Annotated in this window: 27 protein-coding genes; 11 read left to right on the plus strand and 16 right to left on the minus strand. The window is 65.3% G+C overall.

Features of this window, described 5'->3' with window-relative positions; translation table 11 throughout:
• Window positions 1-179: 179 nt before the first annotated feature.
• The 3 genes from ACFWF1_RS37860 to ACFWF1_RS37870 form a co-directional block, all read right to left on the minus strand.
• Window positions 180-1,754, minus strand: a complete 1,575-nt coding sequence (locus tag ACFWF1_RS37860) for an AMP-binding protein (protein ID WP_379290955.1) — start codon at window positions 1,752-1,754, stop codon at window positions 180-182.
• 110 nt (window positions 1,755-1,864) lie between these two features.
• A complete protein-coding gene (locus ACFWF1_RS37865) occupies window positions 1,865-2,710 on the minus strand; it encodes an MBL fold metallo-hydrolase (RefSeq protein WP_379290957.1) in 846 nt (281 codons plus the stop codon).
• Window positions 2,711-2,713: 3 nt separating this feature from the next.
• A complete protein-coding gene (locus ACFWF1_RS37870) occupies window positions 2,714-3,277 on the minus strand; it encodes an ester cyclase (RefSeq protein ID WP_379290959.1) in 564 nt (187 codons plus the stop codon).
• A 115-nt stretch (window positions 3,278-3,392) separates the two neighbouring features.
• Here ACFWF1_RS37870 and ACFWF1_RS37875 point away from each other — a divergent pair, with 115 nt between their 5' ends.
• Complete coding sequence (locus tag ACFWF1_RS37875) at window positions 3,393-4,085, plus strand: TetR/AcrR family transcriptional regulator (protein WP_379290961.1); 693 nt, start codon at window positions 3,393-3,395, stop codon at window positions 4,083-4,085.
• Window positions 4,086-4,125: 40 nt separating this feature from the next.
• Window positions 4,126-4,329: an alpha/beta fold hydrolase gene (locus ACFWF1_RS37880; RefSeq protein WP_379290963.1), complete on the plus strand. Its 204-nt coding sequence runs from the start codon at window positions 4,126-4,128 to the stop codon at window positions 4,327-4,329.
• Between the two features lie 177 nt (window positions 4,330-4,506).
• On the opposite strand, the gene ACFWF1_RS37885 is transcribed toward ACFWF1_RS37880, so the two are convergent.
• The 3 genes from ACFWF1_RS37885 to ACFWF1_RS37895 form a co-directional block, all read right to left on the minus strand.
• Window positions 4,507-4,932, minus strand: coding sequence for an SgcJ/EcaC family oxidoreductase (locus ACFWF1_RS37885; protein WP_379290965.1), 426 nt, complete (start codon window positions 4,930-4,932; stop codon window positions 4,507-4,509).
• Window positions 4,933-5,040: 108 nt separating this feature from the next.
• Window positions 5,041-6,000 (minus strand): sigma-70 family RNA polymerase sigma factor, encoded by a 960-nt coding sequence (locus ACFWF1_RS37890; protein ID WP_379290967.1) that lies wholly within the window; start codon window positions 5,998-6,000, stop codon window positions 5,041-5,043.
• Between the two features lie 62 nt (window positions 6,001-6,062).
• Entirely contained in the window at window positions 6,063-6,497 is a 435-nt protein-coding gene (locus ACFWF1_RS37895) for a MarR family winged helix-turn-helix transcriptional regulator (protein ID WP_379290969.1), read from the minus strand.
• 104 nt (window positions 6,498-6,601) lie between these two features.
• On the opposite strand from ACFWF1_RS37895, the gene ACFWF1_RS37900 reads away from it, so the two are divergent.
• Entirely contained in the window at window positions 6,602-8,167 is a 1,566-nt protein-coding gene (locus tag ACFWF1_RS37900; protein ID WP_379290971.1) for a nitrilase-related carbon-nitrogen hydrolase, read from the plus strand.
• 5 nt (window positions 8,168-8,172) lie between these two features.
• On the opposite strand, the gene ACFWF1_RS37905 is transcribed toward ACFWF1_RS37900, so the two are convergent.
• The gene (locus tag ACFWF1_RS37905) at window positions 8,173-8,742 is read right to left on the minus strand and encodes an HIT family protein (protein ID WP_379290973.1); all 570 of its coding nucleotides are present in this window, start codon (window positions 8,740-8,742) and stop codon (window positions 8,173-8,175) included.
• Between the two features lie 172 nt (window positions 8,743-8,914).
• Here ACFWF1_RS37905 and ACFWF1_RS37910 point away from each other — a divergent pair, with 172 nt between their 5' ends.
• Complete coding sequence (locus ACFWF1_RS37910; protein WP_379290974.1) at window positions 8,915-9,559, plus strand: hypothetical protein; 645 nt, start codon at window positions 8,915-8,917, stop codon at window positions 9,557-9,559.
• A 283-nt stretch (window positions 9,560-9,842) separates the two neighbouring features.
• Here the strand turns inward: ACFWF1_RS37910 and ACFWF1_RS37915 are convergent, their stop codons facing one another.
• The gene (locus ACFWF1_RS37915; RefSeq protein ID WP_379290976.1) at window positions 9,843-10,238 is read right to left on the minus strand and encodes a nuclear transport factor 2 family protein; all 396 of its coding nucleotides are present in this window, start codon (window positions 10,236-10,238) and stop codon (window positions 9,843-9,845) included.
• Window positions 10,239-10,322: 84 nt separating this feature from the next.
• Between ACFWF1_RS37915 and ACFWF1_RS37920 the strand changes: the two genes are divergently transcribed.
• Window positions 10,323-10,769: a MarR family winged helix-turn-helix transcriptional regulator gene (locus ACFWF1_RS37920; protein ID WP_379290978.1), complete on the plus strand. Its 447-nt coding sequence runs from the start codon at window positions 10,323-10,325 to the stop codon at window positions 10,767-10,769.
• Window positions 10,770-10,899: 130 nt separating this feature from the next.
• Window positions 10,900-11,238, plus strand: a complete 339-nt coding sequence (locus ACFWF1_RS37925) for a hypothetical protein (protein WP_379290980.1) — start codon at window positions 10,900-10,902, stop codon at window positions 11,236-11,238.
• 62 nt (window positions 11,239-11,300) lie between these two features.
• On the opposite strand, the gene ACFWF1_RS37930 is transcribed toward ACFWF1_RS37925, so the two are convergent.
• From ACFWF1_RS37930 to ACFWF1_RS37945, 4 genes are all read right to left on the minus strand, one after another.
• Complete coding sequence (locus ACFWF1_RS37930; protein ID WP_379290981.1) at window positions 11,301-12,485, minus strand: alanine--tRNA ligase-related protein; 1,185 nt, start codon at window positions 12,483-12,485, stop codon at window positions 11,301-11,303.
• A gap of 384 nt (window positions 12,486-12,869) precedes the next feature.
• Complete coding sequence (locus ACFWF1_RS37935; RefSeq protein ID WP_379290982.1) at window positions 12,870-13,295, minus strand: hypothetical protein; 426 nt, start codon at window positions 13,293-13,295, stop codon at window positions 12,870-12,872.
• Window positions 13,296-13,401: 106 nt separating this feature from the next.
• Window positions 13,402-13,719 (minus strand): DUF222 domain-containing protein, encoded by a 318-nt coding sequence (locus ACFWF1_RS37940; RefSeq protein WP_379290984.1) that lies wholly within the window; start codon window positions 13,717-13,719, stop codon window positions 13,402-13,404.
• Window positions 13,720-13,936: 217 nt separating this feature from the next.
• A complete protein-coding gene (locus tag ACFWF1_RS37945) occupies window positions 13,937-14,260 on the minus strand; it encodes a putative quinol monooxygenase (RefSeq protein ID WP_379290985.1) in 324 nt (107 codons plus the stop codon).
• A gap of 109 nt (window positions 14,261-14,369) precedes the next feature.
• Here ACFWF1_RS37945 and ACFWF1_RS37950 point away from each other — a divergent pair, with 109 nt between their 5' ends.
• The 3 genes from ACFWF1_RS37950 (at window position 14,370) to ACFWF1_RS37960 (ending at window position 16,700) form a co-directional block, all read left to right on the plus strand.
• Window positions 14,370-14,942, plus strand: a complete 573-nt coding sequence (locus tag ACFWF1_RS37950) for a DUF6959 family protein (RefSeq protein WP_379290987.1) — start codon at window positions 14,370-14,372, stop codon at window positions 14,940-14,942.
• Window positions 14,943-15,047: 105 nt separating this feature from the next.
• A complete protein-coding gene (locus ACFWF1_RS37955; RefSeq protein ID WP_379290989.1) occupies window positions 15,048-16,373 on the plus strand; it encodes a DoxX family protein in 1,326 nt (441 codons plus the stop codon).
• A gap of 69 nt (window positions 16,374-16,442) precedes the next feature.
• A complete protein-coding gene (locus tag ACFWF1_RS37960) occupies window positions 16,443-16,700 on the plus strand; it encodes a thioesterase family protein (RefSeq protein ID WP_379290991.1) in 258 nt (85 codons plus the stop codon).
• A gap of 85 nt (window positions 16,701-16,785) precedes the next feature.
• On the opposite strand, the gene ACFWF1_RS37965 is transcribed toward ACFWF1_RS37960, so the two are convergent.
• Window positions 16,786-17,226, minus strand: a complete 441-nt coding sequence (locus ACFWF1_RS37965) for an SRPBCC family protein (RefSeq protein WP_379290993.1) — start codon at window positions 17,224-17,226, stop codon at window positions 16,786-16,788.
• Window positions 17,216-18,112, minus strand: coding sequence for an LLM class flavin-dependent oxidoreductase (locus tag ACFWF1_RS37970; RefSeq protein ID WP_379290995.1), 897 nt, complete (start codon window positions 18,110-18,112; stop codon window positions 17,216-17,218). Before ACFWF1_RS37970 ends, ACFWF1_RS37965 begins: the two co-directional genes overlap by 11 nt.
• Window positions 18,113-18,305: 193 nt before the next feature.
• Between ACFWF1_RS37970 and ACFWF1_RS37975 the strand changes: the two genes are divergently transcribed.
• Window positions 18,306-18,791, plus strand: coding sequence for a MarR family winged helix-turn-helix transcriptional regulator (locus ACFWF1_RS37975; protein ID WP_379290997.1), 486 nt, complete (start codon window positions 18,306-18,308; stop codon window positions 18,789-18,791).
• Window positions 18,792-18,869: 78 nt separating this feature from the next.
• Here ACFWF1_RS37975 and ACFWF1_RS37980 read toward each other — a convergent pair whose 3' ends face one another.
• A complete protein-coding gene (locus tag ACFWF1_RS37980) occupies window positions 18,870-19,529 on the minus strand; it encodes an O-methyltransferase (RefSeq protein ID WP_379290998.1) in 660 nt (219 codons plus the stop codon).
• A gap of 78 nt (window positions 19,530-19,607) precedes the next feature.
• Between ACFWF1_RS37980 and ACFWF1_RS37985 the strand changes: the two genes are divergently transcribed.
• A complete protein-coding gene (locus tag ACFWF1_RS37985) occupies window positions 19,608-20,213 on the plus strand; it encodes a TetR/AcrR family transcriptional regulator (RefSeq protein WP_379291000.1) in 606 nt (201 codons plus the stop codon).
• Window positions 20,214-20,355: 142 nt separating this feature from the next.
• Here ACFWF1_RS37985 and ACFWF1_RS37990 read toward each other — a convergent pair whose 3' ends face one another.
• Window positions 20,356-20,826, minus strand: a complete 471-nt coding sequence (locus ACFWF1_RS37990; protein ID WP_379291002.1) for a GNAT family N-acetyltransferase — start codon at window positions 20,824-20,826, stop codon at window positions 20,356-20,358.
• Between the last annotated feature and the right edge of the window lie 237 nt (window positions 20,827-21,063).

Genomic DNA, 21,063 nt, shown 5'->3' on the forward strand with positions numbered 1-21,063 from the left:
CGAGTGGGGCGGGTCCCCACCATCGGGTACGCATCGCGCCGGAACCGGGCTACGGCGTTCGGAACGCGAATCTCGGCCACGCCGCGACCGAGTCGAGTTCGGAGATCAGCCACCCGGTCTGGGGAAAGGCGAACCCCACCTCCGGTACGCCGAAGCCGACGAGTCGGTCCGGACCTCGGTCATCCGTCGATGAACGCCCCGGATGCGTCTGTGGCGTAACGGTTTCGGAGCTGGCGCTTGTAGACCTTGCCGCTGTCGTCGCGGGGCAGCGACTGCACGATCTCGATGTGAGCGGGCATCTTGTAATTCGCGAGTTGACCGGACAGTGTGCGGCGGACCGCATCTGCGGTGAGGTTCGCACCGGGGCGGGCCAGGATGTGCGCGGCCACGAGCTCGCCGAGATCGCCGGTGTCGGGTATGCCGAACACGGCCACGTCCTCGACGCCATCGATGGCGGCAATGGTGTTCTCGATTTCGGCGGGGTAGATGTTCACTCCACCTCGGATCACCACTTCGGCGTCCCGGCCGGTCAGATACAAGAAACCTTCTTCGTCGAGATAGCCGAGGTCGCCGACCCACAGCATGCCCTCGACGGGGGAGTGCGGTGCGCCCTGATTGAGGTACTCGAACTGCGGCCAGTAGTCGGCGCCGCGCACCCAGACGCGGCCGATCTCGCCGACGGGCAGCGCGTTGCCCTGTTCGTCGCCGATGTGCACTGCCGAGCCGTCGGTGGCGCGGCCGACGCTGCCGGGGTGGTCGAGCCAGTCCGCGGCGCTGATCCAAGTGATCGTGCCTGCCTCGCTGCATCCGTAGAACTCCCAGAGCGCATCGCCGAACAGGTCGATGGCGGCCCGCTTGAGCGCGGGCGGGCATGGTGCGGCGGAATGGATGACGTGGGTGAGGCTGGAAAGGTCGTAGGCGGCACGGATTTCGGCGGGCACGCTCAGAATGCGCGAGACCATCGTCGGCACGATTTTGACCTGCTGGATGTGGTAGCGGTCGACCAAGTGCAGGAACTTGCGGGCGTCCCATTTGGGCATGATCACGATGTCGGCGCCCATCCGCAGTCCGAGCACGGCGATCGCGTTGGGGGAGGTGTGGTACAGCGGTCCGGCCACCAGCATCGGCACGCCGGGGGCCAAGCCCATCCGCTGGGCGGTCGCGCCCGCGATACTCAGCAGCTGGTGCGGTGTCATCTGTTCGCGTGCAACACCTTTGGGTTTTCCCGTGGTGCCTGAGGTGTAGATGACGCCCATGGATTGGGCGATCGCGCCTTCGATGTGCCCGACGGGTTCGGGGTGCGCGGCGATCCAGTCTTCCAGCGAGTCGTGGCGACCGGTGGGCTCGGCCAGGGCGAGATCCCAGCCGCCCTCGGTGAGAAGCTCTGGGGTCATGGCGATTTCGACGATGCGGGCTGCACTGCCCGCCAGTTCGCGAGCGGCTTCGAGGATGGGCACGAACTCGGTGTGCGAGAAGATCAGGCGCACTTGGGCGTCGGTGAGGACGTGCGCGACTTCGCTTGCCGTCCAACGGGTGTTGATCGGCAGCGGGTTGGCCCCGGTGGACGCGATGCCGACCGAAACCTCGAGGAATTCCAGGTCGTTGCGAGCCATGATGACGCATTTGTCACCGCGATCGATGCCGGCGGCCAGGATCGCCGACCCGAGCCGACCTGCGCGAAGCAGGGCTTCGGGCTGCGTGCGGGTGCGGGCGCCGCAGACGAGGGTCGGCGTTTTCGGCGGAGTATCGATCATGTCTGGGAGTCTGCCATCTCGACGATCGAGTGAGTTCGGCTGTATCCGAAACCCGTTCAGCGTGTGTCTCTGAGCCGATATCGACTCTGTCGCAGCATGTTCCGTGAGAACTAGTCGCCTGGTTGTCGAACTCGACCGTCCGGGCGTCTGATCGCCGCAGTTTCGTCGAGTTGCTGGGCGCGGCGAAGAAGAACGGGATCGTGCGCATTGACGAGGAATAGATCGGGCGTCGGTGTCGCCCACAGTTCGGCGAGCCGCTCATGGTTGGCCCGGACATCGGCCATGCTGTGCGCGACGGCGCGCTCCAGCATGGTCAGCGCCCGGGGTGCCCGGCCGGTGCCGTCGATCTGCCCGCGGTGATAGAACGCATCACCGGCGTGCAGGATCCACCGTTTGCCGGTGTCTACGGCGACGGCGGCATGGCCACGGCTGTGCCCGGGCAGGCTGATCAGGACAACACCCGGCGCGATATCGGTGAGCTCTTCGGTGGCGGTGAAACCGTGCCACGGCTCGCCTTGTCCGGGCGTATGCAGAACGTACGTCGGGTGATGGTCGTGTTGCGTGGGGAGATACCGTCCTCTTTCGACGAAACCTCTCGGATTGAGTGCCGCATTCGCTTCGGCTGCGGTGAGATGGATTCTGGCCCAGGGGAAGTCGGCGAGTCCGCCGCTGTGGTCGGCGTCGAAATGAGTGATGACGACATCGCGGACATCGCGCGGGTCGAAGCCGAGGCGCTCGAGCTGGCGGATGGCTGTTTCGTTCTCGTCGAACCGCGGGCGGACGAAGAAGCGGCTCGGCCCGAACCGGGCGCCCGGATCGGCGACGTCGCGCAGGCCTAGTCCGCTGTCGATGAGCGCGAGGCCGGTGTCGGTTTCCACCAGCAGGACGTGGCAGACCAGGCCGTCGGGTGTGCCCAGCGGGCGCATGGTGCCGCAGTTGAGGTGATGCACCTTCATCCGTCACGCACCGAGATTCGGTGGTGTGGTGGTGAGCAGTCGCGGATCCGGCGGGGCACCTGCCGTGGCGACGGCGCCGGCTGCTGCTCGGGCGAGCGTGAGCAGCTCGCGGGGGTTGCGCTTGTCCAGTCCGCCCAGCAGTTGCTTCAGGATGGTGAGCTGGTCGAAGTAGATGCGTTCTGTCACCAGGTTCTCGTGTTCGTCGAAGACGAAGTAGGCCGTCATTCTGGTCCGGTGCGCCGAGCCCGTCGGTGGGATCTTCCCCAGCGGGCCCAAATGTGTTCCGAGCAGCCAGAATTCGACGATCACCGCATCGTGACTGTGGCGCAGCGCGATGATCTCGTGGTCCTGGTCGGGAAAGGCGCGACGGGTGTCGCGGTAGTAGTCGCGGACCTCGTCGTCGCCGTCGTGGACGACCATCGGGGCGATCAGCTCGTAATGCGGATGCGGGAACGTCGACAGTGTTGCGTCCCAGTCCTGCAGCACCTCGTCATGGAAATGGTCGAGGACGAGTTTCTCCCGTGCGCGGAGGATGTCTTCGGGGGGCAAGGTGAATCGTGTCGACATCAGTGACTCCTGGGAGACGCATGCGGGGCTTCGATATCCACAGCGTGGGTTTATGTACCGCCGACCATATACCCACGGTGTGGATTTAATCAACGGTGTGCGGCAGGATGGTCTGATGACCAGTCACGCTGCACCGGCGCGCCGCGGCCGACCCCCGAAAGGTGCCGGCCAGCTCAGCCGTGCGGGGATCGTCGAGGCGACGCTCGCGGTGATCGGCGACGAGGGAGTCGGCGCGGTCGGCATGCGGGCGGTGGCTCGAGTGCTCGGAGTCGATCCGAAAAGCTTGTACAACCACGTCGATGGCAAAGATGGACTACTCGACGCGGTTGCCGAACATCTCCTGGGATCGATCGAATTACCAACGCGCACTGGTGATCTCCGCGCCGACCTGCGTGCCATCGCGGACGCGTTCCGGCAGCGTGCGCTGCTGCATCCGGCGGCCGCGGCGTTGGTGCTCACCCGGCAATTGGGATCGCGGGAGGGCTTGGCGCCGACCCAGGCGGTCCTCGAGGTGCTCCTCGCCGTGGGGTGCGAGCCGGACCAAGCGGTCCATCTGCTGCGAACGATGCTGGCGACCCTGGTCGGCACGCTGTTGCGGGAGGTGAACGCGGGCCCGACCTACGGAACCAGCGACCTCCCGGGCATCGCCGCGCGCCGAGAGGCGTTGGCGCAGTCGGGATTACCCGCCGTCGTCGAGGCCGCTCCCTACCTGGCGCGGTTCGACAGCCAGGCGGAGTTCGACTTCGCGATGGACTTGACGCTCGACGCGCTCGTCGCCCGCATCAACGCCTCGGCGCCGAACAGCTGAACCATTGTCACCTGAATCGGGGGCATGTCAGGTCCGGCGGATGAATGCGTTTGAGAGTTCTGGAGGTTGCCCCGCCCTGCTCATCCGCGCCACCCAAGGCGTAATCCCCCGCGAACAGGCCGACGCGATGATTCAACGCCGCCTCAACACCCGCCTGGCCGGACTCGACACCGACCATTTCATCTACACCAGCGACCCCGATGGCTTCGCCAAAACCGTCGACGAATTCCTCACGGCCCTCTGACCCCGGCATTCGGCACGGCCTGCGCTGGCGTCCGAAGTCGCCCTGTCTTCCTCATGTCGAGGTCCGCGCGATGTACCATCCCGGTCGTCGATATCGAAGCGAAATCCACTGGGGGAGAGTGTAATTGATTGCCGAGCCAGCTGGCTCTCATCCGCGGATGAGAGCCAGCTGCTCACTTCACGCCGCGGTTGACTGAGCGGGCGTCAGCACCGGGCTGTTGTGGTAGGCGGCGATCAGCCACCGACCGTCGCGCTTCTCGAAGACCCACGTCGCGTTCACCTTTCGCTCGTCGCCGGGAACCTCCGTTTCGCCGGCGAACAGGATGGCGGACTCGCTGATGATGATCGCGGCGTCCTGGCCGAGGAAGCGGATGCTGAGCTGCTTGTTGTAGGTCGAGCTGCCCGCGAGCGGCCCCTCGAAGGCCAGTGCCATGTTCTGGCGGATCACCTCGCGGCTGCCGCGAAGCGAGCCGGTGATGATGGCGGTCGCGTCGGCGGTGTAGTCGGCGACCATGGCGTCGGCGTCGCCCGCCGCCCACGCCTTGTAGGAATCGGCGAGCACGGCCTGGATCGCGGCCTCGTCGGCGGCATGATTGTTCGACATCGAAGTCTCCCTTGTTGATCGGCTCGCTGGAGTGTTCCGGCGAACTCGGGAGTACATACCGGCGGCGGCGCCCGAACTCATCGCGCTTGCCGGAAAGAAATCTCGGATCTAATCGTCGAGTCGAGCCGCCAGTCCGAAGGCCGCGAAAACCGCGGGATCCTGGAACACCGAATTCCGGCTGATCCCCGCGGCGGTGACGGTGAAGATCTGGAGCGTGTGTAGTTCGTACCCGCCATCGACACGCCGATACGCGGCGAATCCGGGTTGGCCGCCGTTGGCGGTGACCCGCTCGAGCGACCAGTCCTTCCCGGCCGCCTCGAAGACCCATTCCATGAAAAGGCCGTAGTTGCCGCGGCCCGCGAACCAGTTGAGCATCGGCGGCATCTCCATGATGACGTCCTCGGTCAGCAACCGCTTGAGGCCCTCGACGTCGGCGTGCTCGAACGCCGTCATGTAGCGCTCGACCCAGGCGCGCTGCTCGGCCGTGGACGGCTCACTGATCCGTTCCGGCCCGACGCCGATCCCCTTCAGGCGAGTACGCGCCCGCTGCAGCGAGCTGTTCACCGAAACGACTGTGGTGCCGAGGATTTCCGCCGACTCGGCCGCGGAGAAGCTGAGCACCTCGCGCAGGATCAGCGCACCGCGCTGCCGTGCCGACAGGTGCTGCAGGGCGGAGGCGAATGCCAAACGCAGGGTGCTGTGATCGATCGCGGCCCCGGCCGGATCGCCGGTGTCCAGCAACGAATCCGGTAGGGGCTGCAGCCAGGCGTGCTCGCCCCGGACGAGTGGTCCGAGCGGATCCGCCGGGGCCACCAGGCCCGACGGCAGCGGCCGGCCGCCGCGACGTTGCAGCGCGGTCAGGCAGGCGTTGGTCGCGATCCGATAGAGCCAGGTGCGCAGTGAGCTGCGCGTATCGTCGTACTGCTCGCGCGCCCGCCAGGCTCGCAGATACGTGTCCTGGACCAGGTCCTCCGCGTCGTGCGCCGAGCCGAGCATGCGGTAGCAGTACGCCAGCAGCTCCGTCCGGAACGGTTCGATCCGACGATCGAAGCCGTCATCCCTCGTCATCGCGCCTCATCTCCACTGCCGCCGCCAGCACCATACCGGTCTGTAATGGCTTCGGTCTCCGCCTATTTCGCTCGTGCGGCTTTGGTCAGTAGCCGGCTGAGCTGTCGCTGCTCTGCCGGGCTGAGGTGGGCAATGGACGACTGGGTGCGCATTGCCGCGGCGAGTCGTCGCCGTACGTCGAGGCCGCGCTCGGTGAGGGTCACGATCTTGGCCCGCCGGTTCGCCGGATCGACCTCTCGGGTGATCAGGCCCTTGTCCTGGAGGCGGTCGGCGAGGAAGGTCACCGTGGACGGGTCGCAGCCCAGGCTGGCGGCGAGCTGCCGCATCGACGGGGTCGCGGATGGTTCGATCTTCCACAGGGTGTTGGCCATGACAGCGGTCAGTCCCAGGTCGCCGACGGCGTCGGCGAGTAGCGCATTGGTCTGCTCGGCCACGGCGAAAACCAGGTCCAGTACGTCATAGATCAACGATTCTTCCGCGTCTGCCTGCTTCGCCACCACCCGACAATACTTGGTCACTCAAACACTTGACAACTCCAAGTATTGGCGTGAGAGACTACCGACACTTGGACGATCCAAGCATTTGATTCAGGAGATCTCGAATGGCCACGGGCACAAGCAATCTGCGATCCGACCCCGTCGACACTGGCTCCACAGCGCTGCCCGGCACTTCGCCGAGTGCTGGGCGACCGCCGGATCGATGGCGTTATCTGTGGCTGGGCGCCGGTGCGGTGCTGTCGTTGTTCGCGGTCAACGGCCGATGGGATATCCCGTTGGCCGCTTGGCTGGTCTCGATACTGCTGCTGCGTTTTTCGCGTACCAGCAAGGTGGCCGTCGGCGTCGGCCTGGTCTGGCTGGTCAGTGTCGGAGCCGCGATGTTCTTTCTGTGGCACGTGGCCGTTCCACTGACCGGCATGACAGTGCTGGGCGGGGTGGGCTTCGGAACTGTGCTCGCCTTGCCCTACCTGGTGGACCGCCTGCTCGCGCCGCGGCTCGGCACGGTCGCCGGCCTGCTGTTGTTTCCGATGCTGCTGGCCGTATGCGAGTTCGTGATGGGAGTTTTCAGTCCGTTCGGCACGGCCTACGGTCTGCTCGCCGACGCTCAGTACACCAATCCCGCTCTGCTGCAGGTGATCTCACTGACCGGCCCGTATTCTATCGGATTCGTTATCGGCGCCCTCGCCACCGTGGTGAACCACGTGTGGGAGCGTCCGCTGTCCTGGCGCACCGCGCGCGTGCCCGTCGTCTACGCGGCGGTGCTCGGCGTCGTAATTGTCGGCGGCAGCGCACGTTTGGCGTTCTTTCCGGTATCTACCGCCCAGGCCGTACGCATCGCTGGTATCAATCCCAGCACAGCGGCCTTGGACGTGGAAATGAAGGCACTCGGCCAACCCGGGTTCGACCCGATGCACGTACCTCAGTTCGACCCGGCCACGGTGCCACTGGAATCGAAGGCGGTGATCGACGGCCTGTTCGACGGCACTCGGCGCGCCGCGCGAGCCGGCGCGAAAATCGTTGTCTGGTCGGAGAATGCGGCCAGGATCTCGGTCTCGGACGAATCGGCGTTCCTGGCCGCCGCGCAGGCCGTCGCCCGAGACGAGCAGGTGTATCTGGACGTCGCCGCCAACGTCTACCTGCCGACCGCGCCCTACGGTCGCGACGAGACACATTTCATCGGCCCGGACGGTGCCCTGCTCTGGAGCTATCAGAAGGCGCACCCGATTCCGGGCCTGGAGACCTACACACCCGGCGACGGAAAAGTGCCCGTGGTGAGCACCCCTTACGGTCGAATCGCGAACGTAATCTGTTACGACGCAGACTTTCCCGCCATGATGCACGCCGATGCCGACATCATGCTGGTGCCGGGCGGTGACTGGCCAGAGTTCGGCCGGCTGCACACCCAGATGTCGAGCCTGCGCGCGATCGAGAACGGTTACTCACTGGTCCGGCAGGACTTCAACGGCTGGTCGGCCGCCTATAACCCGCACGGACAACCCATCTCGACCCAGGACACCACCGTCGACCACGACCCGTGGATCGTGGACGTCCCGACCCACGGCACCACCACGCTCTACCGGCTCACCGGCGACATCTTCGCCTGGCTGTGCCTGGCAGGCGCACTCGTGCTGGCGGGCATCGCCATGATCCCGCGACGCTCGGCAGTTTGATGCGGTTACGCTCGCGACTCGTTCGGCTGGGCGAGGGCGGCCATACCGGCTCCGATCCGCTGTGCCAGTTCATCGCGCTCTGCCTGTGCGATGACGAGGTAGTCGGGTGTGTCCACTGCGGCGAACTGCTGTTCACGGAAGGGTGTTCCGGGTGGGAGCGGCGCCAGGTGCCAGTGCACGTGTGAAACGCCTTGCATGCTGCCGAAGCTGAACACGTAGAGGCGTTCGGTGGGTGTGATTTGCGTCAGGACCCGGCCGAGGCGATGGACACGCAGCTGGATGGCGAGGTAGTCGTCCTCGGTGAAGTCCGAGACGACATTTGTCGCGTGGCGCCGGGGTGCGAGCAGGCAGTAGGCGTAGAGGCGAGGGTAGGGCGGAATGAACACGATGCAGTGTTCGTCACGGTAGGCGACGGTTTCGTGGGTGCGGGTTGTCTGTTCGTCGGCCAGTTCGCAGATGAAACACTGACCGGCGGCGTTTTCGGCTTGAACTCGGGCGATGTAGGCGTCGGTATCGATCGTCCCGACCGTGCTGGATGTTCCAGGGCGTTGTACCGATGTGTTCTGTGGCTCCATGACTACTGCTGCTCCCGTTCGTGGTGTGACCGATCTCCTGCTCGCTCGGCGGTCCGACTCCTGGAAGGTCAACGGGCCGAGATCATCTCGGCCCGTTGCCGAGTGTTCGATCTTAGGATGGCGCGTGGGCGCGGGACAGTGGGCGCCGTCGAGATCGATGAGGAGCCGGGTCGTGTCGGACACGTTTGTCGTTGCTGCTCGAATTCCTATGGGGCGGGTGGCATTCGAGCAGTGGCTGGCGACACCTGCGCCGGGTCCTCAGGTCATCGAGAATCGCGACGCGATGTATGACCGGTGGTTCTGGGACGGGAAGGTGCCGGATTGGCGCCAAGCCGAGGAGGGGATAACGCCGCGAGAATATTTCGCCGACTGTTTCGGCGAGGACACCGGCGGGCTGACCTATGTCCTCCGGTATCAGGAGGGGGCGCTCGAGGCGTATCTGATGCACTTCGGGTTCTGTGAGTCGAACATCTATACCGCGCTGGTAATGCTCGCCGCAGCAGGGCGATTGAGCTCCGAGCCGGCCCCGAGCGTGGTGTTGTTCTGGGCCGAGACCAGCGGGTCGATGTTCGCAGCCGATTCGAACGGATGGCTGGCGACCTTGTCGGTGGGTGTCGACGGCGCCCGATTCGCCACCGATATCGATCTCACGGCGACGATCGCGGACCTACGGCCGGCCGAGACAAGCTATTTCGATTTGCTCGACCGCTTGGCCGAGGCAGAGGAATCGGTTGACGCCGAAGACAAGTGGAGTTTCACCGCGATCGCCTGCGATCCACGATACGTGGACGCCGCGGTCCTCACCGGGGCCCAGTAGCGCGCATTGATCGCTCGGTCACGTGGTTCTTCACCCCGAACATGGGACCAGCGCTGTGTTTGCACTTGACCAACGGCCGCGATTTCACCGTCGCGATGCCAGAACCCGCTGCCGCGATGTGGGCGATGGGTATCGCACTGTAAGCGACCGCCGTTCTTGCGGCACGCGTCGGTCGACCATCCAAACCGACTGGCTGACAACACTTCCCACACGCTAATCTCGGCCCTGAGCCGTCTGCCGTCTGCCGTCTGCCGCACCGTGGCATCCGCGCATCGGCGAACGGTCAGCGGGCACTGCCCAGATTCTGATCCTCTTCTCGTCCGGACACCATGCTGGTTGTTTCGATGATCTGCTGGAAGCGACCGTCGGGGGTCAATTCGGCGAAGACCAGCACCTCGAAGGCGACTGTAGTGCCGTCGACTTTGCTGGCGTGGACGGTGTGCCGGTCGGCGTAGCGATCGCCGACGATCAGTTCGTCGTGCACCTCGACGTGTCCGCCGACGAGAACCTCGCGCAGATGCGTGATGTGCGCGGCGAATTCGGCGCGGTCGCTCCACACGCCGTCGGTGCGTTGGCGATAGCCGTCGGCGAAGTGACGCGTGACGGCGGAGTCGACATCGAGTTGCCGGTCGAACAGCAGGTCGTTGAGTGCGGTGGCAATGCTGGTGGTAGTGGCCATGAGAACTCTCCAATCAGATGCGTGCTCTGTGCACGCATATCAAGCTATCGCATATGCGTGCTCGATGCACGCTATTCTTGAAACATGTCACACCAGGGACCCGGTGCCCACGTCGCCGACGCCATCGCGGAGTTGCTGCGCAGACGGACAAGGGAGGGGATCTACGCCGAACTCACCGAAGGACTGGACCCGGCGGTGGACACGACGACCTACCCGGTGCTCAGCGCCCTCGGCCGCTTCGGCCCACGCAGTGCGGCCGCGCTGGCTGCCGAGATCGGCCTGGACCGGTCGGTGACCAGCCGCCACGCCACCCGGCTCGAGCAGGCCGGGCTGGTGCGACGCGCACCGGATCCGGACGACGCCAGAGCCACCCTGCTCAGCTTGACCGAACCCGGACAGCGAGCGGTCGATGTGATGCGCGACCGGCTCGCCCGCCGCTTCGACAAGCATCTCGCCGCATGGCCCGAGTCCGAAGCGCAGGCGTTCGCCGCGGCACTGACCCGGTTCGTCCGCGAGGAACCATTCGGCTGAGCCGGGCCGAGGAGTTCTGGCGCCCGGGCCGAACGCGCGCTACTGCCAATTATCGAGTGGTAGACGCTGATCAACTCTGGGATCATCGGGCTCGGCATTCGACATCGGTGCCGGTGGGAGGAAAACGCGGATGACCACGATGCGACGGTTCTGGATCGAATTCGACCCGCAGGAATCCTTCGACGCTCGGTTCTGGCAGGGCGTCGGCGTAACCGGCTTCGATGTGCGGGATTGCTTGTCGATGGTTGCGGATCTGTTCCCGGACGGACTGCTGCCACCTGTGCACCGAATTACCGTCGACATCTCGCTGGCCGAGCCACTGCCGGTGAATCCCCACTATCTCGGAGTCCCGGTGTGGCGCGGCGTGTGGTATCCACCGGTGAACCTCAAAACCGGACCGACCCGCGCCGTCGACCGAAGAGGCGCGCCCTCGGACTACCCTGTGCCTGTCACCGCATCACACCGCTGAGTGCGGGCCGGCGAGACCCTGCGCTGATCGAATCTGCTACGGCCTGGCAGTGTCCTGCCTGGTCAACCGACATCGGCTTGGGTGTTCAAGTACACCACCAGATCGCGGGGCAGGCCGTGCGTGTCATGCAGGTAGTGGTAGTCGTTGTCGGTCAACGGCCGGGTGAAACGGCTGCGGGACAGGACCTTTCGTCCGCGCTGGAGTAGCAGATCGAATTTGCGTTCCTCGTCGAGCAGGATGGTGCGCACCTCGTGGGAGGGCACAGTTTGCCGGAAGTGCCCGAGAGTGTGTTCCACCAGCTCGATCGGCAAGTCGGACAGGGTGCGGGTCGGATCGTCGCGCCACAGCGTGGTCAGGGTGCGGCGGATCAAACGGCGGAGTATGTGACCTCGACCAGACGGCGACGGCGTCACCCGGTCGCCGAGGACGGCGATGCTCGATCGCAGATGGTCCGACAGCAGTCGCAGCGACGGGTCGTCCAGCGGGCCCCAGATTCGGGGCAGAGTGCTCAGCCAGGGCTGGAACACATCGATCTCGAAGACGGACTGCGTGTTTCGCAGGATTCGCACCAGCCTCTCCAGGCCGAGGCCGGTGTCGATGCCGGGCCGGCGCAGTGGTTCGAGGCTGCCGTCGGGATGCCGGAAGTATCGCATCATGACGTGATTCCACACCTCCACCCATCGGTCATCGGAAGTCGGTGTGCCCTGCGGCATTTCGTCTCCCGTCCAGATGAAGATCTCCGAATCTGGTCCGCAGAGTCCGGTCGGGCCGTTGGACCACCAGTTCTCGTCAGTGGTCGGTTCCACCGGTAGGCCCAGCTCGTCCCATGTGCGCCAGGAATCGTAGTCCGGCTCGACCTGTTCGTCACCGCCGAACACTGTGACGTGCATCCGGCCGGGGTCGATGCCGAAGCCGTCGCGCAGCAGTTCCAAGCCCCAACGCAGGCTCTGCGGGCCGCCGTAGTCGCCGAGCGACCAGGACCCGAGCATTTCGAACACAGTGAGGTGGGTGTCGTCACCGACCTCATCGAGGTCGGTGGTGCGCAGGCATCGTTGCAGGCTGATGAGTCGCTGACCCAGCGGGTGGGGTCGGCCCATCAGATAGGGGGTCAACGGGTGCATCCCGGAGGTGGTGAACAGCACCGGATCCCCCGGCACGGGGATGAGTGATCCGCCCTGCGTGCGTTCGTGCCCGCGTTCGCGGAAGAAATCGAGGAAGGTTTGAATGGTTTGGTCTGTCGTTATCACGGTGGTTGCTCCATCGATGTGAAATCGACCGGAAGCGACCGCAGATAGCAAGTCCGGCAACAAGACCGACGCACACCGGCGGACCGTTTCCGGTCGCCGGCCAGGAAGAAAGAGGTCAGGCAGGCGCGACCGGCGAGCGAAGAGCTCGTGCGGCCGCGGCGGCGATTCGTGAATTGACCTTCATGGCTGCACGGTAGCAACCAGGTCGTGCGGAGTGCGACCGAATATCGGCCGGTGTGGTGATCGGGCGCCCGCTTCGGCACCAGCTTCAATGGCTACCTGACGAGGCTTCCTGCTACAGCCGCCGAATTCCGAGCCGAATCCCATCGCGTCAAGCCCATACTGGAAGAGGTTGGGGGCGGTCGATAACTCCTGAAGCAGGACCTATTTCAGGAGTTCGATCACGGGCGCGAAGGTTTCCATGTCCATTTCCATCATCGTGAAGTAGGTGACTCCGTGGCGGTCGCGGCATTCGCGCACGCGGTCGGCGATTTGCTGGGGCGTGCCGACCAAAACGCCGGGGGCGGTGCGGATTCGGTCCTCGGTGAAGCCCGGCTGGAACTGGCGCAGCCGATCGATCACGGTGTTCCACTCGGCCGGAGCGCCTACCGCCCACACCAGCAGGTTGAATTCCACTTGATCGCGGCGTTCGTCGAGCAGGCCGCGGACATAGTCCGCACGGTCGGCGAGTTCGTCCGGGGTCATGGCGTTCGGCAGCCCGGTCTTCGGCAGCGCGGCACCGGGGAGGGCGATCACGTCGGCGTGCTCAGCGGCGATGCGTAGCAGGCGGTTTCCCGATCCGGCGATCATCAGCGGCGGGCCTTGCGGCCGGTCAACCGGCTGAACAACTCCGCCGACCGGCGGGGTAGGTGAGGTCGGGCACTCCGGGCGCCGGTCGACGCACCCGAGCTCGACCTCAGCTTGCGGCTGCCAGCACCCTCCACACCTTTCTAGAACGCGGGCGGGCCTGCGGAGCCGCGAATCCGATTCGCCGACGCGCTTCGTGCGCACTGATCCGCAGCAGATCGGTCAATAGCTCCACGGTGTCCCGATAGCCGGTGTCTGCGGCGAGGCCACGACGCTCGGCTTCAGCGACGGCAGCGCGCATGGCGGCATCCAGTTGCCTCCGGCGGCGTTCGGTTTCGACGAGGGTGCGCAGCAAGTCGACATCGGCCAGCTTCGGCCATCCGGCCGTTTGAGCATCCGGCGCGAGCGCGGTCGAATGTATGTTCACGCGAGCTACCCTACCGCAGGATAGAACATATGTTCGACTATTCGGCTTGCTCGGTGTGCCCGATTCGGCGCCACTGCGATCTCACTCGATCAGGACATGTGCCAGTGAGAACGCGCGATATGCGACATCGCCGTGCGGTTGCCTGACGGCATCCGAGATACGTTGCTGGACAGTCGATCACGGGTGCCGAGGTATGGGCATCCGGACTTGTGCCTCGTCACCCGTGGGTTCGACCGTGCACATGGATGGCGTGCCCGTAGCTGCCTTCGGGTTGCTGAGCCAGGAGCGGAGGTATCTGGCGACTCGCTGCGGCGACCGGCTCGGTACGGGTGGTCGTGTCGTGCGCTTCCCTGTCGATCCATAACTGTGTCAGCCAAATCGTGTCCGGATCGTCAAGGGCGGTGTTGATGCTGAACGAGAGCAGGCCGCCACCCTCGTCGCCAGCGCGGAATCCCTCGAGAAGCACGGCAATCAGCTCGTCACGCCGACCCGGCAGCGCGGTCATTCGCCCGTAGACACTGAACATATTCTCGCTGGCCATGTTCGCCCCTTCGCATGATCTATCCGCGCGCGAGCCTACTCCGGACCGCCCGCTTGCTGTCCTGTGCTGAAGTGGCGCAGCCCCGGGCATCGTCGACCATGATGGCCGGATGGAACGCGTCGATGTCGAACTGCTTGCTCCGCGAGGCAATGTCACCGTTATTCGATTGCCTTGGCGCAGGTTTCCCGGGGTTTTCGTTCAGGGTGACTCGTTCTCGATCCTCGAGGCTGCTGCCCGTGCGGCCGCCAGGACGGCACCCGAGGTCCAGGAGCTTGCTGATGAGCTTTCCAAGATCCTTGCCTTGTACGCCGCGACGCTCACCGAGCACGGTATGCCGCTGCCCTACGCGACTGCCTCCGACGAGGTCGGCGCCGAGTTGCTCGCATCCGGTCGGATCTGTTCGCAGGATCTCCGCCTCTTTCTCGAACTCGCCAGCAGCTACATCGATTACGACTTCGACAACTCGGACTGGACTGCGATCACCGCTGCCGTCCAGCAGGCGCCGGCGCTGGACTATCCGCTGATCGGCTCGACTTCGCTGACCGTCCGAGTGCAGCGAGAGGACGGTCGAGCGAATGTCTCGGTCGCGATCACCGGAATGCCGAACGAGGCGCTGCGAATCCGTCTGGACACTCTGTTCGACGTGCTCACCCACGAGAGCCGCCGCGATCGGGACCCGTAACAGTCCTCGTGGGACAGCAATGCGGCTTGTTAAGCGGACTGGGCGGTCCTCGTTAAGGATCCGCGCCTACGGTCACGACGCAATGTTGTCGATGGGGGAGGTCCGGTGCCGCAGGAGGATGGGGGAGTGGTCGCGGGATATTGGCATCCGTTGACGCGCATCGGGTTTCGTTTCGGTGTTTGCTATTTCGGTGCGCTCGGACTGGCGTGTGTGCTCGGGTTGACGCCGATTCTGTTGGCGGGCATCGGAATCGGTGGGGGCTCGGTGTTACACGTGTTGACCCTCGCGCGCCCGCCGATCGAGTGGACGGCTACTCATGTGCTCGGTCTGCATGTGACAAGTACGCAGGTGGGCAGCGACAGCGCGTTTCAGTGGACCGCGCTGTTTCTTCTGATGGTGTTGTCGGCGGTGGCCACGGCGGTGTGGTCGGTCTTGGATCGTAGGCAGACCTACACCCGGCTGTTCGCCTGGACCCAGGTGTATCTGCGGTTCATGTTGGCGCTGGCGATGTTCTATTTCGGGATGGCCAAGGCGATCCCGACGCAGATGCCGTTCGTGCTGAATCGGTTGGTGGAGCCCTACGGCAATTTCAGCCCGGAGGGCGTGCTGTGGTCGCAGGTCAGTGTGTCGCAACCGTACGAAATCGCGCTGGGCGCAGCGGAATTGCTGGCGGGCGTACTGTTGCTTGTGCCGCGGGCTACTGCGGCGGGAGCGCTGTTGTGTGCGGTGGATATGACGCAGGTGTTCCTGCTGAACATGACCTACGATATCCGCCTGAAAACGGTCTCATCCCAGTTCCTGCTGTTGAGCCTGTTCCTGCTCGCCCCCTACGCGCGCCGGTTGCTGGCGGTGCTGTTCGGCGGCCAAGCCCCGCCTGCGACCAGGCCCGTGCCGCTGTTCGGTTCCGCGCGGGCCAACCGGTTCGCGGTCGTGGCACAGCTGGTGGTCGGGCTGCTCCTGCTCGCAGTGCTCGGTGCGCAGAACTGGCAGCAGTGGTCGAAGGAAACCCCCAACCTGTACGGCATCTACCGGGTGGACGGCTTCTCCTCCGAGGGCTATCCCCGCGACCCCTTGCTCACCGACGAATTGCGTTGGCGCCGAGTCATTATCGACCGGCCCTTCCATGTCTCCGACCCGATGGTGCTCACCATCCAGCACATGGACGACTCCTTCGAGGTGTACGGCGGCACCATCGACCCGAAGCGCCACTTCATCGACCTGCGCCACCGAATTGCCTTGGGCACCTACGAGGAAACCCCGGTCCGGGTACGTCTCACCTACTGGTGGCCGAGCTCCGGCCGCATGGTGATCGACGCCGACGACTATGCCGATCATCGCATCCACACCTCGTTCACCCAACTCGACCCGAAGTCCTTCCCGCTGCTCGAACGCGGTTTCAGCTGGGTCCAGGAACAGCCGTACAACCGTTGAGCCCGGCTGCGCCGAGGACCCAAAGCGGTTTCGCAAGAACAGGGTTCGGGCAGGGTGCGTGGGCGGCGGTTGCCCCAAGCGACCGAGTCCTGGTTGCTCGGCGTAGATGCCAAGCGGCTGCACTTCTTTCACGAAGTACACAACCTCGGCGACCGGACTCGGGTCGCCGTCTCCGAACAATTGGACCTGCACGTCGACCTCGGGACGAGAAGAACCGTCCCGCTACCCGTCGACGTCCGCGACCGACTCACCCGGTTCGCTGGTGAACAGCGGGCGGCGGGCCATCCCGACGGTGTGGGGCGCACGATCAGATTTCCACGGAGCTGACCCGGAGAAACGCGGTCATGCGTACCGACGGCCAACCGCTGATCGGTTGGCCGCCAACGTCTCTCGAACATCCGAAAGCACTGATTCAGTTGTTCTCGATGAGCGCCTTCAGTCGCGGCAGCGTCTTCTCGATGCCCTCCACATTCCAGCGGCGCCACGGCGTGCGCACCAGCACCACGCCGATCGGCGATGTGGAGAAGTCGCAGGTCTCGATGACCCGGGTCCCGCCATCGAACTCCGCCAGCTCATAGCGCCAGCGGTGCCTGCCGGGGTGCGCCCAGGCGATGCGACGGTCCTCGTCGAACTCCACGACCGTGTTGGTGATCTGGTAAGGGACGCCGAACAGCTTCATCGACATGCCGAATTGGGCTCCCAAGGTCAGTCGATCCGGGCCGGAGATGGCGTTCCTGACCGTGCCGGACCCGTCGAAGTCCGCGTGTTTGCGTGGGTCGGCCAGTGCGGCGAACACTGCCGACGGCGGTGCGGTGATGACAATGTCCCGGGATATTTGCAGCTCAGGCGCCATGCGACGCAACTCCTGACTCGGTGATTGGTGCGACTCCGCTGCCGACGATGTCGGCAAGCCGGGCGACCTCGTCGAGGTCGTCGGTGGCGGGGAGGAAGATGATCTCGTCGACACCGAGGTCGGCGTTGTCCGCGATCGACTGCTCGATCATTTTCGAGGTGGTGCATAGCACCACTTCGGCGGCAAGGGCTTCGGGGGCCAGCCGGTAGAAGTCCCGGACGTTCGCCTGACCGGTTTCGGTGTCGCCCATTGCGAAGTAGGCCAGCGCGACGAGTTTCGGGGCTCCCTGGCGACCTGCCTGCTGCCAGGCTCGTCTCGCCGCCTCGAAGGTCGGTGCCGTCATCGCCGGCGGCAGCGCACCGCCGATATAGCCCTCGCCCCAGCGAGTCATGCGGTTCAGCGATGGTGCGGAGTAACCGCCGAACAGCAGGGGAACTTGCCGACTTCCTGCTGGCACAGCGGGATTCGGTCCGTTGCCGACCGGCTCGCCGCCCCATACCTCGCGGTAGGTCGCGAGGTCGGCGGCCAAGCGTGCGCCGCGAGCGTACAGTCCGTGCCCGGGCACGGTGAATTCGTCCGCGCGCGACCCGACTCCGATGCCGAGGGTGAGGCGGCCACCGGAAACACCGTCGATGCCCGCGATTTCCTTGGCCAGCAAGGCGGCTGGCCACGTCGGGGCCAGCAGGACCGCGCTGAGCAGCCCGACCGTGGTGGTCGCTCCTGCCGCGGCCGCCAGCGCGACGGTGTCGCTCACGCTCGGGTACGCATAGCGCCCGGTGGTGGCGAGGGTGGAGAACCCCGCTTCCTCGGCCCGCGCCGCCCAGCGCGGAATGACCGATGGGTTGACGTTGCGCACTTGATTCGGAAGTCCGATGCCGATCCGCACAAGTGATTCCTCTCTGTGTCGAGCCAATTACTGCGTGCCCGAAGGACTCTCGGATGCCGGAGGCTGGCAACGCGGCGAAGTGCCACGTCCTGGGCAGGTCGAACATACGAGTTCAAATCGTTTGAGTCAAGATGATCTTGATTCAATTGATTTGAACTTGACCTAACTCGCTCGACCGGCTACCGTGCATCGCATGGCGACTTCACGACCGGCCGACGTCGTAGCGAGCGATCAGGTCTCCGACATGTACGGCCGACCGGCCGACCTCGCCTTCCTGCTGCATGCCGCGAACGCGCGCATGGCGGATCATCTCGATCGCGCCGCGGTCGAGATCGGGTTGAAGGACATGCGGGACTGGCTCGTCCTCGCGGCACTCGCCGACGGGGAGCACGCGACCCAGCTCGAGCTGAGTCGCATTGTGTGCGTGGACAAGTCGACGCTGATCAGCGTGCTCGATCGGCTGGAACGGCAGGAGCTCGTCACGCGCACCGTCGATCCGACGGACCGCCGCGTGCGGATCCCGCGCATCACGGCGGCGGGCAAGCGGGCCTATGCCGAGTTCGCCGTGGCTCGCGACGCGGCGGAAGCCCGCGCGTTCGACGGTGTGCCCGCGTCGCAACGGAAGCTCGTGCTCGGCCTGCTGGCGATGGTTGCCGAGCGAGACCTCGCGGGCGCCTAGCCTGGCTTACGGCAGGTCGACGCCGTGCTACGTGACCGGCGGCCAACCGCTGATCAGTTGGCCGCCAAGAGGTTCCGCTCAGGCGGAAGCTGTCCGGCAGCTGATCTCCATGCCGTCCTCGACGGGAAAGTCGACCGAGGCGTAGCCGTTGGCCGGATCGCGGACGTAGTTCAGGTAGTCGCCCATGGAAGCCATGGTGGTGTCGTCGGCGACCACGATGGCGCCAGGGGCGAGCCGATCCTCGAGGAGCCGTAAGACCGGCAGGCACAGGTCCTTCCAGCCGTCGAGCAGTACGAGGCCGATCGGCCCTGGCACTTCGGCCAGGGTGGTGAGCGCGTCGCCGGGCAGGATCGTCACCGGCTCGGCCACTCCCGCTTCGGTCAGGTTCGCTTGCGCGGCTGCGATTTTCGCCGTGCTGAGCTCGGTGCTCAGTACGCGGCCGACGCCGTTGTCGGTGACCGCGGCGGCCAGGTAGATGGTCGAGATCCCGAACGAGGTGCCGAACTCCACGACCGTCTCCGGCCGCGCGGCTCGGATGAGCGTGTAGAGCAGGGTGCCGCCGCGTGCGGAGATCGGCATGAGGACGTCGGCCAGCGCGTCCGCGCGTTCCTGTGCGGAGGCGTCGGCGTACGAACGGCCTGCGGGCCACGGGGAAGGGAGCTCGTCTTCGACGGCGGCCGCGGCGAACAAACGGTCGAGCACGGTCAGTACTGATTCGCTCTGCAAGGTGTTGGTCATGCCGCTAGAGTAGACGCAACGTTGCGTTGTGGCTAGGACTGAGTACGCTCGCTCCAGTACCGGGAGAGGAGAACTCGAATGGCAGGCGACACCGACCGTGCCGTCCATCGCGGAAATCGGCATCGGCGCAGCGAAGAGGCGCGCCGAGCGGTACTCGAAGCGACCGACGATCTGCTGGTCGAGCGCGGGTTCGCGGGGCTCACGATCGAAGGGATCGCGGCCAGGGCCGGCGTCGCCAAGCAGACCATCTACCGCTGGTGGCCGTCCAAGACCGAGATCCTGCTGGACGCCTTCACCGACGACGCCGCGCAGCACCTCACGCCGCCCGACAGTGGCGACCTCATCGAAGACCTGCGCTGCCAGCTACGGAATCTCGCCGAATTCCTGACGACTTCCGACGCCGGAGCCGTCTTCCGCGCCCTCGCCGGACAAGCGCAGCACGACCCGGAGATCGCGACCAGGCTACGCGCGGACCATCTCGGCAAGCAGCGCGAACGCGATCGCCTGCCCTTGCAGCGCGCACTCGACCGCGGTGAACTGCCGCCCGGCACCGACATCGATTTCCTGGTGGACCAGCTGGTCGGCCCGATCTACTACCGGGTGCTGGTGACCGGCGAGCCCGTCTCGCCGGAGTTCACCGACCGACTCGTCGCGCATGTACTGCGCCGGCCGCCGGGTCCCTGAACGTCCAACGACGCCGCATCTCGAGTTTCATCCGGTCGACCTTCGCCGCAGGGATGCGAGGCAATCGTTGCTTCGCCTGTGACTCAATGGAATTCGGGAACGTCTCGATATTCGGGCGTGTGAGTATCGCGGCAAGTGTGGCTCATCGATCCGAGTTGTCGGCCAGGCTCAGCTTGAAACCCACGTGACTGGCCTCGAATCCGAGCTTGCCGTAGAAACGATGTGCTTCCACCCGACTGCCGTGCGAGGTCAATTGCACCAGGGCGCAACCGCGTTCGCGGGCCCGCCGCACGCACTCCTCGATCAGCTGCGATCCCAGGCCGTGGCCACGCAGTGGTCGATCCACCCGCACCGACTCGATCTGCGCCCGTACTGCTCCCCTGTGGGCCAGTCCGGGCAACATGCTCAGCTGCGCTGTTCCGACCACGGCACCGTGGTGTTCGGCGACCAGCAGCTCCTGTCGCGGATCGTTCTCGATCTCGGCAAACGCCGCGCGATACACGCTCAGATCGTCTGCGGACTCCCGCGAACTGCCGAGTGTGTCGTCGGCGAGCATCGTCACCAGCGCTGAAAGGTCATCGATCGTCGCGGACCGGAAGATGATCTCGTCCATGCCCCAATTCCATCATGAGCCGCTGCCTCGACTGGTCTCGGTAGCGCAGCGAGCGGATCGCCGACCTGGTATCACCCCGGGCAACTCCCTGCACGGTATGCGGGAAGTATTCCAGCAGAATATCTTTGATGAATCTCGTCGCGTGAAGCCCCCGGAATCAGGGGCGAGATGTGGATCTCGATGAGCGATACCATCGTCCCCACGCACTACGTAGTCAATTGATAGTGCGCCAGGGGG

This window comes from Nocardia sp. NPDC060255 (genome assembly GCF_042727395.1).
Taxonomy (GTDB): Bacteria; Actinomycetota; Actinomycetes; order Mycobacteriales; family Mycobacteriaceae; genus Nocardia.

Coding starts and splice junctions, on each gene's coding strand:
- ACFWF1_RS37860 (WP_379290955.1), bottom strand. CDS start 1,754: ATGATCGATACTCCGCCGAAAACGCCGACCCTCGTCTGCGGCGCCCGC.
- ACFWF1_RS37945 (WP_379290985.1), bottom strand. CDS start 14,260: ATGGCCAGCGAGAATATGTTCAGTGTCTACGGGCGAATGACCGCGCTG.
- ACFWF1_RS37975 (WP_379290997.1), top strand. CDS start 18,306: ATGGCGACTTCACGACCGGCCGACGTCGTAGCGAGCGATCAGGTCTCC.
- ACFWF1_RS37985 (WP_379291000.1), top strand. CDS start 19,608: ATGGCAGGCGACACCGACCGTGCCGTCCATCGCGGAAATCGGCATCGG.
- ACFWF1_RS37875 (WP_379290961.1), top strand. CDS start 3,393: ATGACCAGTCACGCTGCACCGGCGCGCCGCGGCCGACCCCCGAAAGGT.
- ACFWF1_RS37990 (WP_379291002.1), bottom strand. CDS start 20,826: ATGGACGAGATCATCTTCCGGTCCGCGACGATCGATGACCTTTCAGCG.
- ACFWF1_RS37885 (WP_379290965.1), bottom strand. CDS start 4,932: ATGTCGAACAATCATGCCGCCGACGAGGCCGCGATCCAGGCCGTGCTC.
- ACFWF1_RS37950 (WP_379290987.1), top strand. CDS start 14,370: ATGGAACGCGTCGATGTCGAACTGCTTGCTCCGCGAGGCAATGTCACC.
- ACFWF1_RS37935 (WP_379290982.1), bottom strand. CDS start 13,295: ATGATCGCCGGATCGGGAAACCGCCTGCTACGCATCGCCGCTGAGCAC.
- ACFWF1_RS37925 (WP_379290980.1), top strand. CDS start 10,900: ATGACCACGATGCGACGGTTCTGGATCGAATTCGACCCGCAGGAATCC.
- ACFWF1_RS37865 (WP_379290957.1), bottom strand. CDS start 2,710: ATGAAGGTGCATCACCTCAACTGCGGCACCATGCGCCCGCTGGGCACA.
- ACFWF1_RS37880 (WP_379290963.1), top strand. CDS start 4,126: ATGAATGCGTTTGAGAGTTCTGGAGGTTGCCCCGCCCTGCTCATCCGC.
- ACFWF1_RS37915 (WP_379290976.1), bottom strand. CDS start 10,238: ATGGCCACTACCACCAGCATTGCCACCGCACTCAACGACCTGCTGTTC.
- ACFWF1_RS37980 (WP_379290998.1), bottom strand. CDS start 19,529: ATGACCAACACCTTGCAGAGCGAATCAGTACTGACCGTGCTCGACCGT.
- ACFWF1_RS37905 (WP_379290973.1), bottom strand. CDS start 8,742: ATGGAGCCACAGAACACATCGGTACAACGCCCTGGAACATCCAGCACG.
- ACFWF1_RS37920 (WP_379290978.1), top strand. CDS start 10,323: ATGTCACACCAGGGACCCGGTGCCCACGTCGCCGACGCCATCGCGGAG.
- ACFWF1_RS37890 (WP_379290967.1), bottom strand. CDS start 6,000: ATGACGAGGGATGACGGCTTCGATCGTCGGATCGAACCGTTCCGGACG.
- ACFWF1_RS37870 (WP_379290959.1), bottom strand. CDS start 3,277: ATGTCGACACGATTCACCTTGCCCCCCGAAGACATCCTCCGCGCACGG.
- ACFWF1_RS37900 (WP_379290971.1), top strand. CDS start 6,602: ATGGCCACGGGCACAAGCAATCTGCGATCCGACCCCGTCGACACTGGC.
- ACFWF1_RS37965 (WP_379290993.1), bottom strand. CDS start 17,226: ATGGCGCCTGAGCTGCAAATATCCCGGGACATTGTCATCACCGCACCG.